Genomic DNA, 10382 nt, shown 5'->3' with positions numbered 1-10382 from the left:
CGGTTATGCTCTTCACCAGTCCCCCCCGGATCCACCGATGAGCGACACCCCCCGCATCGCTTTCCTGGCCAGCACCACCGAGCCCGCGCAGATGGCCCGCGCCGCGATGGTCTCGCGCTATGGCGATCACGCGCCGGAGCAGGCGGACGTGCTGTGCCCGCTGGGCGGCGACGGTTTCATGCTGCAGACCCTGCATCGGCACGGGCACCTGGGCAAGCCGGTATTCGGCATGAAACTGGGCACCGTCGGCTTCCTGATGAACCAGTACCGTGGCGACGACGACGTGCAGGCCCGCATTGCCCGTGCCGAACCGGCCAACCTGCGCCCGCTGGAAATGGTGGCGCTGACCGAGTCGGGCACCAGTACCGGTTCGCTGGCCTACAACGATGTGTCGCTGCTGCGCCAGACCCGGCAGGCGGCGCATATCGGCATCGACCTCAACGGCCAGGAACGTGTCGCCGAACTGATCGGAGACGGCGTGCTGGTGGCCACCCCGGCAGGCAGTACCGCCTACAACTATTCCGCGCACGGACCGGTGCTGCCGCTGGGCTCGCACACCATCGCGCTGACGCCGCTGGCCCCTTACCGGCCGCGACGCTGGCGCGGGGCGATCCTCAAGGCCGACACCGAGGTGCGTTTCCGCGTGCTTGATCCGTACAAGCGCCCGGTCAGCGTTACAGCGGATTCGCACGAGACCCGCGACGTGGTCGAGGTGACCATCCGCGAGTCGAAGGACCGCCGCGTGACCCTGCTGTTCGACCCGGAGCACAACCTGGAAGACCGGATCCTGAGCGAACAGTTCGTTTTTTGACGACAATAGGCGGCCGGCCCCGCCGACCGCTTGAAGGACCCCCACCGATGGGCGACAACTCCCCCCGTTTGCTGACCGTCGCGGTGACCTCGCGCGCCCTGTTCGACCTCGAGGAAAGCCATGCGCTGTTCGAGAGCGATGGCGTGGCGGCCTATGCCGAATTCCAGCGCCAGCACGAGGACGATATCCTCGGGCCCGGCGTGGCCTTCCCGGTGGTGCGCAAGTTGTTGGCGCTGAACCAGGGCGCCAGCCCGGAGAATCCGCGGGTCGAGGTGATCCTGCTATCGCGCAATTCGGCCGACACCGGCCTGCGTATCTTCAATTCGATCCAGCACTACGGCCTGGGCATCATCCGCGCGACGTTCACCGCCGGCGAGCCGACCTGGCCGTACGTGAAGCCGTTCGGTACCGACCTGTTCCTGTCGGCCAACCCCGAATCGGTGCGCAGCGCGCTGCGCCATGGCATCGCGGCGGCGACCATCCTGCCCAAGCCGCCTGGCGAAACCGCCGCCGCGGCGGCCGACCAGATCGATACCGGTCGCCCGGCCGGTCAGCTGCGCATCGCCTTCGACGGTGACGCGGTGATCTTCGGTGACGAAAGTGAGCGCATTTCGCGCGAGCAGGGCGTGGAAGCCTTTGGCCGCCACGAGCGCGAACGCGCCCGCGAGCCGCTCAGCGGCGGTCCGTTCCGTGGCTTCCTGTCGGCGCTGCACACGCTGCAGGAAGTGTTTCCGGCCGGTGACAGCGCACCGATCCGTACCGCGCTGGTGACTGCGCGTTCGGCGCCGGCGCACGAGCGGGTGATCCGCACCCTGCGCGAGTGGGGCGTGCGCCTGGACGAGGCGCTGTTCCTCGGTGGCCGCCACAAGGGACCGTTCCTGCAGGCGTTCGGCGCCGACATCTTCTTCGATGATTCGCAGCACAACATCGACAGCGCCCGAGAGCATGTAGCCGCCGGCCACGTACCACATGGTGTCGCCAACGAAGGATAGGGTCTGGTAGTTGCCAACCTTGGTTGGCGCTGTTCTGGATGCATGCCCACCAAGGTGGGCATCTACCAGAGCGCTGTACCCCGGTAGTCGCCAACCTTGGTTGGCATTGCCGTCAGGCCACGGGTCCGGTCACGGGCTGCCCGACATCCCCAGCTGCAGGTCCACCACCTTCCAGCGCAGGCCCTGCGGTTCCAGCACCACCTTCATCGGCGGCTGGCCGGGGCCGCGATCGACATCGATCACGAAGCGGTCCAGCGCTTCGAAATGATGTTCGGCATGCTTCAGCGGCCGCGCGGGTTCGGTCGCGCCGAAGGCATCGCCGCCCTGCAGTTCATTGCGGCCGCGCTTCCACAGCACGTGACCCTGCAGCATCGCGCCGATCCCGGTCGGGGTCACCATGGTGTCCACCGCGGCACCACCAAGCTGGTCGCCCAGCCCGTACAGCAGGGCACCGAACGGGCTGGCCGCCACATCCGGGCCGGCTTGGCGCACCAGATAGTCATTGAGCTGCGCGCGCAGGCTGCTGCGCACGCGCGGGAAATCGACGTAACGCTCCAGGCGCGCGGTGTCGCGTTGCTCAATGGCCTTGGACAGGCCATTGACGGTCATGTACGGGCCGCCGAACCACCAGGCGGCCAAGGCCAGGACCAGCAGCCCAACGAGTGCGGTGAGTTTCTTCATGCCGCCCAGACTGCCGCAACCGCAGCAGCATGGGGTGAAGACTCAATGACTGGGAGATCCGCGGCCATCACCGAAGGCGTCCACCAGCTGCTGGCGTTCGGCTGCGGTCAGTGCCTCAAGCCGCGTTGCCAGTACTTCTTCCAGGCTGGCGGTGCGGGTGGTACCCAGGATGCCACTGGCCACGCCGGGATGGCCCAGGGCGTAGGCAAACGCGGTCTGGGCGGGGCGCTGGCTGCGGATGGCGGCCAGCGTCTTCCGCATGTTGCGTGCGCTGTGCATCAGTGTGCGGCTGCTCGGTTTTAGCCAAGCCCTGGCCAGGTACCAGGCATCCGCCGGTCGTGGCAGGCGCGGGCGTGGTGGCAGCAGATGGCCCTGCGCCAGCACGGTGCCGGCCAGTACGCCGATGCCCACCGCGTGCAACTGGTCGATGAGGGGTTCACGGTCCTGCTGCAGGGCGTTGTAATCGAGCAGCACCACGTCGAACAGCGTGGGATGGTCGATCATCCAGCGCAGGGTCGATGCCGTGTGCGTATTGATGCCGGTGTGCCGGATCAGCCCGCGTTCGCGCAGGCGTTGCAGCGCGGCCAGCAGGTCATCGTTGACGTCGTGCTGGCTGGCACCGTGCAGCTGGTAGATATCCAGGTAATCCAGGCCGAGGTTGCGCAGCGAGGCCTCGCAGCTGGCAGTGATGGCTGCCGGCGAGAAATTGCGTTGCTCGGCGCCGCTGACGCCGGCCTGGCCGGTCAGCGTGCCGCCTTTGCTGGAAATCACCAGCGACTCGCGCGGGTATCGCTTCAGCAACGGGCGCAGGATGCGGCCCAGCCGCGGCTCGGCGTGGAAACCGGAATAGTTGTGGCCGGTGTCCAACAGGTTCACGCCCTGTGCCAGTGCATGCTCGACCACGTGCGCGGCCGACTGTTCAGGGAAGCGGCGATGCCCCCAGAAGCCGGAGCAGCCCAGGCCCACCGGCGAAATCGGCAGGCCGGTGCGGCCCAGCGTGCGGCGTTGCTGTGCCAACGGCATCAGAATTCCAGGTCCAGCGCCGCGCACAGGTAGTCGACGAACGGGCCGAGCGCGGCCAGGTCCTTGCCCAGCGTGGACAGCAGGCGTGGGCCGGTCATGGTGGCGTCGTCCAGCGAGCGCCACATCACCCAGTTGCGGTGCTTGAGGTCGTCGATGAATTCGAAGTCGGCCGGGAAGCCGCGCGGCGGACGCACCAGCTTCTCGCTCTCTTCGAAGTCGAAGCGCTTGCGCAGGGCCGGTGCATGCGCTGCGGCCTTCCAGCTGCCCGGGTTGTCGAGGATGAAGTGGCGCACGCGGCGCTGGGTCTCCGGTTCCGGATGCCACAGGCCGGCACCGACGAAGCTCTCGCCCGGCTGCAGGTGCACGTAGAACGAGGGCGCGGCCACCTCGCGGCGGCGCTCATGGAACAGGCGTGCACCCTGCCAGGTCTTGTACGGGGATTTGTCGTTGGAGAAGCGCGCGTCGCGATGGATGCGGAACAGCGAGCCGCCGACGCCGCGGGTATCGGCGCGGAAGTGGTCGCTGACCTCGGCCAGCGCCGGCTGCAGGTCACCCAGCAGGCGCAGGAATGGCTGCCGCACGTGGTCTTCATACTGCTGGCGGTGGTCGTTGAACCACGCCTTGTCGTTATGCCGCGCCAGGCTGCGCAGGAACTTGAAGCTGGCGTCCGAGAAATAGGTACTCACAAGGTCTCCTGCAGGTGCTGGCCCCAGTCGCGCAGCGATTGCAGCAGGGCCTGGCGCCGTGCATCGTCGGGCGCTTCAGCGGCCAGTGCATCGAGCTGCTGCTGGTACTGGGGCAGGTTGAGTTCGCCCAGCCCGCCGTCTCCGAGCAGGCGCTGGCGGCGGTAATCCTGCCAGCGCTGGCGTTCAGCCGGCGCGAGGCTGTCGGGATGATTGCGCGCGCGGTAGCGGAACAGCAGCTCCGGCAGGCGCGGGTCGCGGAAGCGGCCTTCCAGCGCGGCCAGCTGCTCCGGCGCGGTGGTGCGTGCCAGCGCAAGCAGCGGCTTGTCGCCATTGCCGAGGAAGCCGTCGTAGAGCGAGGCATCGACATCGGCCACGGTGGCGGCGCGGGGCTGGTTGTAGACCTGCCGGGCCTTCTCGGCCAGCTGCGGGGCGAACGCGCGCAGGCGTTCCACTTTGGCCTCGATCGCGGCCACGTCCAGGCCAAGGCGCGCGTGGTCATCGGCGCGCAGGTGGTTCCAGGCGATCAGCGCGGGCACCTTGTTCAGGTGCACTTCCTTCAGCGGCACCCGCGCCACGCCTTCGGGCAGCTCGCTGGCGCGCATGTACAGGCGCTGTGCGATCACCTCGGCCGGCAGTTCCAGCAGATCGTCGATCTCGCCTTCCAGGTCGAACACGATCACCCGGTTGTTGACGGTCGGGTGCGCGGCCAGCGGCAGCACCGGGGCCGCGCACAGGCGACTGGCCGGGTAGCGCATGGAAATGTGCAGTACCGGCTTCATCGCGGCCACGTCCAGCAGGCTGCCGACGAAGCGTTTGTCGCGCAGCTTCAGCGCGTACTCCCAAAGCCGTGGCTGCGACTGCTTGAACAGGCGTGCCATGCCGATGGTGGCGCGTACGTCGGACAGCGCTTCGTGCGCATCGCCTTCGCGCACGTTGTTGGCCTCGGCCAGGTGCTCGAGCTTGAACGAGGTGGCGCCATCCTCGCGCAGCGGCCACTGGATGCCGTCCGGGCGCATCGCGCGCATCAGCCGCAGCATGTCCAGCAGGTCCCAGCGCGAATTGCCGTTGCGCCACTCGCGTTCGTACGGGTCGTGGAAGTTGCGGAACAGGCCGTAGCGGACGAACTCATCGTCGAAGCGCAGCGTGTTGTAGCCCAGCGCACAGGTGCCGGGGCGCGACAGCTGCTCGTTGATGCGATCGAAGGCCTCGGCTTCGCTGATGCCCTCGGCCAGTGCCTGCTGCGGGGTGATGCCGGTGACCAGGGTGGCCATCGGCGAGGGCAGCAGGTCATCGGCCGGGCGCACGAAGAAACTGACCGGCGTGTCGATTTCGTTGAGATCGGCGTCGGTACGGATCGCGGCGTACTGCGAGATGCGCGTGCGCCGCGGGTCCTGGCCGAAGGTTTCCAGGTCGTAGAACAGGAAGCTGTCAGCCATCAGTGCGCGCCCTCCAGGACCGGTAGTTGGGCGTGGATCTGTGCTTCCAGTGCGGTCCAGTCGATGTTGTCCAGTGAATCGTGACCGGCGGTGGCGGCCACCAGCATGTCGCGCTGCAGTTCGGTGCGGCGCAGCGCCTCGGCGTACGGCGTGTGCAGGAAAGTGACCATCGTGTAGTGCGGTACGAAGCGGGTCGGCCAGCGCCGCTGCAGTTCCTGTTCCAGCTCGCGCTGCAGCAGGAAGGCGGGATCGGCCACGCGGTCGCGCATCTCCAGGTAGTTCTCCAGCGCCATCTGCTGGATTGCGCGCGCATTTGGCTTGCGCTCGGCTTCGAACGCGGCGAACGCGCCTTCCAGATCATCGGCCTCCATCAGGTGACGGGCCAGCGCAACGCAGTCCTCGAACGCGCAGTTCATACCCTGGCCATGGAACGGCACCATCGCATGCGCGGCGTCGCCGATCAGCACGGCGCGGCCCTGCTGGTGCCAGCGTTCCAGAGTGAGCGTGCCAAGCAGGCCCGGCGGATGCTGCTCCCAGTCCGCGCGCAGGTTCGGGATCAACGGCAGGGTGTCGGCGAACTCGCGCGCGAACAGCGCCTCGGCCTGTGCGCCGGTGTTGACCGTGGCGAAGCTGGGGTCGCCCTGGTTGGGCAGGAACAGAGTGACGGTGAAGGTGCCTTCATGGTTGGGCAGGGCGATGCACATGTAGTGGCCGCGCGGCCAGATGTGCAGTGCATTGCGCTCGATGCGGAAGCTCCCATCGGCAGCCGGCGGGATCTCCAGCTCCTTGTAGGAGTGGTCGAGGAAGGCGATGTCCTCACCCAGTGGCGCGCGCCGGTTCATCGCCGCACGCAGTGCCGATCCGGCACCGTCGGCACCGATCAGGGTGTCGAAACGGATGTCGTGCGGGCTGTCGTCACGGTCATCGATGAAGCGTGCGTAACCCGCATCGAAATCGACGGTGTGCAGGCGGCGATGGAAGTGCACGGTGGCGCCGGCCTGTTCGGCCAGCTCCAGCAGCGTGGTGTTCAGGTCGCTGCGGTGGATCGACCAGATCACTTCGCTGTCGTCGCGGCCATAGCGCTGCAGCTGCGGTTCGCCCTCGCGCGGGTGCACCATGCGCCCGCGCATCATCACCGCGCGCGCCATCACCTCGTCTTCCACGCCCGCCTGACGCAGTGCGTTGCGCCCACGCTCGGCCAACGCCAGGTTGATCGAGCGGCCGCTCTCGTAGTCGGCCACGCGTGGATCGCCGCGGCGTTCGTACAAGGTGATGCGCCAGCCCTGGCGTGACAGCAGGATGGCCAGCAGGGACCCGGCAAGGCCGGCACCGATAATGCTCAACGAGCGGGAAGCGTGTGCGATCAACGAACTGTCCAGCAGTAGGGGAGGGGCCGGCTTAGAGGCCGGCCCAGGCTTCCACTTCCTCGACGAAGTGGTGCACGTCCAGGTAGCGGTTGTAGAGCGGCGTGGGCGAGATGCGGATCACGTCGGGTTCGCGCCAGTCGCCGAGCACGCCGATGCCGCGCAGATGCTCGAACAGCGCACGGCCGCGCTCGCGGCCACCGATCACGCGCAGCGACAACTGGCAGCCACGGCGCTGCGGCTCGGCCGGGGTGATGATGTCCAGCACGCCGGACAGGCGTGCGCGCACCAGTGCTTCGAGCATGCCGGTCAGTGCCAGCGACTTGCTGCGCAGCGCCTCCATGCCGGCGCGCTCGAACAGGTCCAGCGAGGCGCGCAGCGGCGCCAGGCCGAGGATTGGCGGATTGCTCAGCTGCCAGCCTTCGGCACCGATGGCCGGGGTGAACTGCGGCGCCATCTGGAAGCGGGTGGATTCCTCATGGCCCCACCAGCCGGCAAAGCGCGGCAGGGTGGTGTCGCGGTGATGGCGCTCGTGGACGAAGGCGCCGGCAACCGCGCCCGGGCCGCTGTTGAGGTACTTGTAGTGGCACCACACGGCGAAATCAGGGGCCACGTCATGCAGGCGCAGCGGCAGGTTGCCGACCGAGTGTGCCAAGTCGAAGCCGATACGCGCGCCCTGCAGGCGTGCGGCGCGGGTGATCGCATCGAGGTCGAAGGCCTGGCCGGTGCGGTACTGCACGCCGGGCCACAGCACCAGCGCCAGGCGTGAACCGTGCTCGGCGATGGCATGCTCGATCGCGGTCAGTGAAATCGTGCCGTTGGCCTCGTCCGGCTGCACTTCCACCAGGCACTCGGCCGGGTCGAAACCATGGAAGCGGATCTGTGCTTCCACCGCGTGGCGATCGGTCGGGAATGCGCCGGCTTCCATCAGGATCACCGGGCGCTCGGCCGTGGGCCGGTAGAAGCTGACCATCATCAGGTGCAGGTTCACGCTCAGCGTGTTCATTGCAACCACCTCGCTGGGCAGCGCACCGACCACGCGGGCCAGCTGCGCGCTCACCAGGCGGTGGTAGGACAGCCACTGCGTCGGGCCGGTGAAGTGGCCTTCCACCGCCAGCTCACCCCACTGCTTCATCACTTCCTGCACGGCCGCCTGCGCGCCACGCGGCTGCAGGCCCAGCGAGTTGCCGACGAAGTAGGTCTGCTCGCCGCCGCCATGGCGCGGAATCAGGAATTCATTGCGCAGCGGGCGAAGCGGATCGGCGGCGTCCAGGGCAATGGCGTGGGTGCGGCTGAGCAGGTCGGACATGGTCGGGCAACAGGCTGCAACGGGACCGCCAGTGTAGCGCCTGGGCCAGGGCCCGGTAGCGGCCAACCCAACGCCGGTGCCGCATGGCCCGGTTGTCGCCAACCTTGGTTGGCGCACGTACAAGCAAGCGCCCAACAAGGTGGGCAACTACCGTTCGATGGCTCAGCCTGCCGCTGGCACCGGCAGCGGGTCCACGTGCCCGCACTGGCTGCAGGTACGCAGTTCCAGGCTGGCGTGATAGCGCGCAAACACCTTGGGCAGGTCGGTCTCGATGTTCTGCAGCGGGAAATACTCTTCGTGCAGCTTGTGGTTGCAGCGCTCGCAGTGCCAGATCACGCCGTCCATCTCGTGCGGCAGGCGCTTGCGCTCGACCACCAGACCGATACCACCGGGCGGGCGCCGCGGCGAGTGCGGAACCTTTGCCGGCAGCAGGAAGATCTCGCCGGCGCGGATCGGAATGTCGCGCACCGCGCCGTCTTCCTGCACCTTCAGCACCATCTCGCCTTCGAGCTGGTAGAACCACTCCGGGCCTTCGTCGTAGTGGAAGTCGGTACGCGAGTTCGGCCCGCCCACCACCATCACGATGAAGTCGCCGTTGTCGATCATCTTGTTGCCCACCGGCGGCTTCAGCAGGTGGCGGTTTTCTTCGATCCAGGCGTGCAGGTTGATCGGCGAAGCGAGCATGGTGGTCATCCGTAAGGGATCAGTCGCGCTTGCCCTTGCGCGGGACGTAGGACAGGGCCTTTTCATAGGCGGGCTGCAGCTCTTCCTGCGAACCGACGTCGATGCCCATCTCGCGCACGCGTCCGTCCTTCAGGCTGTAGACCCAGCCGTGCACCATCAGCTTCTGGCCGCGGGCCCAGGCGTCCTGCACGATGGTCGAGCGGCACAGGTTGGCCACCTGCTCGATCACGTTCAGTTCGCACAGGCGTGCGTGCTTGAGCTCGTCGGTCTCGATCGCATCGAGGATGCCGGTGTGCTTCTGCATCACGTCACCAACGTGGCGCAGCCAGTTGTCGGCCAGGCCGACGCGGGTGTTGTGCAGGCAGGCATGCACGCCGCCGCAGCCGTAGTGGCCGACGATCAGGATGTGCTTCACCTTCAGCTGGTCCACCGCGTACTGCACCACGCTCAGGCAGTTCAGATCGGTGTGGGCGACCACGTTGGCGACGTTGCGGTGCACGAATACTTCGCCCGGCGCCATGCCGATGATCTGGTTGGCCGGAACGCGCGAGTCGGAACAGCCGATCCACAGGTATTCGGGGTGCTGCTGCTTGGCGAGCTGGTGGAAGAACTCGGGGTCTTCCTTCTCGATGCGGTCGGCCCAGTCGCGGTTGTTCTGCAGCAGTTTGTGGATGTCTTTCATGTATGGGTCCCTGGCGTCGGGTGGGGGCTCGCCGCAGCCGTCCGGCTGCGTCGTCGCGGGAATCTGGGGCGTTCAGTCGCTGCGGGCGGCCTGTTCGCGGTGCCAGCGCATCCACTGCGCCAACTCGGTGGAAGCGGGGGTGCCCAACTGTTCCAGTTCGGCGATCACCGCGCGCTGGTTCGCATCGGGATGGTTCTGGCTCAGCTTGAGCTTCAGCTGCACCTGTTCGACCTGGAAGCGGAAGCCGACGATGGCGCGCAGCTCCGGGCCATGTTCGGCACGCGTGGCATCGAACTGCCAGGCCTGGCCGACACTCGCTTCGAAGCGGTCGCTGATCGCGCCGACCAGTTCGGCCAGCGCCTCGGTATCGTCGAAGGTCTGCAGCTGGCCACGCAGCTCGGCGGCGGCGTAGTTCCAGGTGGGTACCCGCGCAGCGGGTTCCTTGTCCGGATACCAGCTGGCCGAGACGTAGCCATGCGGACCATCGATCAGTACCTTGGCCGCGCCGCGGTGGCGCGACTGCGGGTTGGCGCGCGCCCAGTGGCCGCGCAGTTCGATCTGGTCGCCGTCACGCCGGTACAGCACCGGCATCCGGGTCAGCTCCGGCAGGCCATCGCTGCCGGGCGTGAGCACGGTAACGAACGGGTCGCGCGCCAGCAGGCGGTCCAGCCAGAGCAGATCGGTCTCGGCGAAGGCGCGCGGGGTGAACATGCA

Annotated in this window: 11 protein-coding genes; 2 read left to right on the top strand and 9 right to left on the bottom strand. The window is 67.6% G+C overall.

Features of this window, described 5'->3' with window-relative positions; all coding sequences use genetic code 11:
- Positions 1-37 precede the first annotated feature (37 nt).
- Entirely contained in the window at positions 38-811 is a 774-nt protein-coding gene (locus ACZK3W_RS14510; protein WP_006376667.1) for an NAD kinase, read from the top strand.
- A 47-nt stretch (positions 812-858) separates the two neighbouring features.
- A complete protein-coding gene (locus ACZK3W_RS14505; protein ID WP_005417414.1) occupies positions 859-1803 on the top strand; it encodes a 5'-nucleotidase in 945 nt (314 codons plus the stop codon).
- Positions 1804-1932: 129 nt separating this feature from the next.
- Here ACZK3W_RS14505 and ACZK3W_RS14500 read toward each other — a convergent pair whose 3' ends face one another.
- The 9 genes from ACZK3W_RS14500 to ACZK3W_RS14460 all read right to left on the bottom strand — a co-directional run bounded on the left by ACZK3W_RS14500 (position 1933) and on the right by ACZK3W_RS14460 (position 10379).
- A complete protein-coding gene (locus ACZK3W_RS14500; RefSeq protein ID WP_071227460.1) occupies positions 1933-2484 on the bottom strand; it encodes a DUF2939 domain-containing protein in 552 nt (183 codons plus the stop codon).
- Positions 2485-2526: 42 nt separating this feature from the next.
- Positions 2527-3507, bottom strand: a complete 981-nt coding sequence (locus ACZK3W_RS14495) for an aldo/keto reductase (protein WP_197615072.1) — start codon at positions 3505-3507, stop codon at positions 2527-2529.
- On the bottom strand, positions 3507-4193 hold the full coding sequence (locus tag ACZK3W_RS14490) for a DUF2461 domain-containing protein (protein WP_032127674.1): 687 nt from the start codon (positions 4191-4193) through the stop codon (positions 3507-3509). Before ACZK3W_RS14490 ends, ACZK3W_RS14495 begins: the two co-directional genes overlap by 1 nt.
- Positions 4190-5629, bottom strand: coding sequence for an exodeoxyribonuclease I (sbcB, locus tag ACZK3W_RS14485; RefSeq protein WP_197615073.1), 1440 nt, complete (start codon positions 5627-5629; stop codon positions 4190-4192). Before sbcB ends, ACZK3W_RS14490 begins: the two co-directional genes overlap by 4 nt.
- Positions 5629-6996, bottom strand: coding sequence for an FAD-dependent oxidoreductase (locus ACZK3W_RS14480; RefSeq protein WP_032127676.1), 1368 nt, complete (start codon positions 6994-6996; stop codon positions 5629-5631). Before ACZK3W_RS14480 ends, sbcB begins: the two co-directional genes overlap by 1 nt.
- Positions 6997-7027: 31 nt before the next feature.
- Entirely contained in the window at positions 7028-8302 is a 1275-nt protein-coding gene (gene kynU / locus ACZK3W_RS14475) for a kynureninase (protein WP_049400209.1), read from the bottom strand.
- Between the two features lie 162 nt (positions 8303-8464).
- Positions 8465-8986 carry a 3-hydroxyanthranilate 3,4-dioxygenase gene (locus ACZK3W_RS14470; protein ID WP_182266388.1) on the bottom strand — a complete coding sequence of 174 codons (522 nt, stop codon included), beginning with the start codon at positions 8984-8986 and terminating at the stop codon, positions 8465-8467.
- Between the two features lie 19 nt (positions 8987-9005).
- The gene (can, locus tag ACZK3W_RS14465; RefSeq protein ID WP_014037740.1) at positions 9006-9668 is read right to left on the bottom strand and encodes a carbonate dehydratase; all 663 of its coding nucleotides are present in this window, start codon (positions 9666-9668) and stop codon (positions 9006-9008) included.
- A gap of 72 nt (positions 9669-9740) precedes the next feature.
- The gene (locus tag ACZK3W_RS14460; protein WP_049400205.1) at positions 9741-10379 is read right to left on the bottom strand and encodes an FMN-binding negative transcriptional regulator; all 639 of its coding nucleotides are present in this window, start codon (positions 10377-10379) and stop codon (positions 9741-9743) included.
- Positions 10380-10382: the final 3 nt, after the last annotated feature.

This window comes from Stenotrophomonas sp. 80084_Sma (assembly GCF_056481995.1).
This window is presented reverse-complemented; position numbering and strand designations above follow the sequence as displayed.

Bases quoted from the DNA above. Each gene is read 5' to 3' on its own strand.
- ACZK3W_RS14510 (WP_006376667.1), top strand. From the start codon at position 38: ATGAGCGACACCCCCCGCATCGCTTTCCTGGCCAGCACCACCGAGCCC.
- ACZK3W_RS14505 (WP_005417414.1), top strand. From the start codon at position 859: ATGGGCGACAACTCCCCCCGTTTGCTGACCGTCGCGGTGACCTCGCGC.
- ACZK3W_RS14500 (WP_071227460.1), bottom strand. From the start codon at position 2,484: ATGAAGAAACTCACCGCACTCGTTGGGCTGCTGGTCCTGGCCTTGGCC.
- ACZK3W_RS14495 (WP_197615072.1), bottom strand. From the start codon at position 3,507: ATGCCGTTGGCACAGCAACGCCGCACGCTGGGCCGCACCGGCCTGCCG.
- sbcB (WP_197615073.1), bottom strand. From the start codon at position 5,629: ATGGCTGACAGCTTCCTGTTCTACGACCTGGAAACCTTCGGCCAGGAC.
- kynU (WP_049400209.1), bottom strand. From the start codon at position 8,302: ATGTCCGACCTGCTCAGCCGCACCCACGCCATTGCCCTGGACGCCGCC.
- ACZK3W_RS14470 (WP_182266388.1), bottom strand. From the start codon at position 8,986: ATGCTCGCTTCGCCGATCAACCTGCACGCCTGGATCGAAGAAAACCGC.
- can (WP_014037740.1), bottom strand. From the start codon at position 9,668: ATGAAAGACATCCACAAACTGCTGCAGAACAACCGCGACTGGGCCGAC.
- ACZK3W_RS14460 (WP_049400205.1), bottom strand. From the start codon at position 10,379: ATGTTCACCCCGCGCGCCTTCGCCGAGACCGATCTGCTCTGGCTGGAC.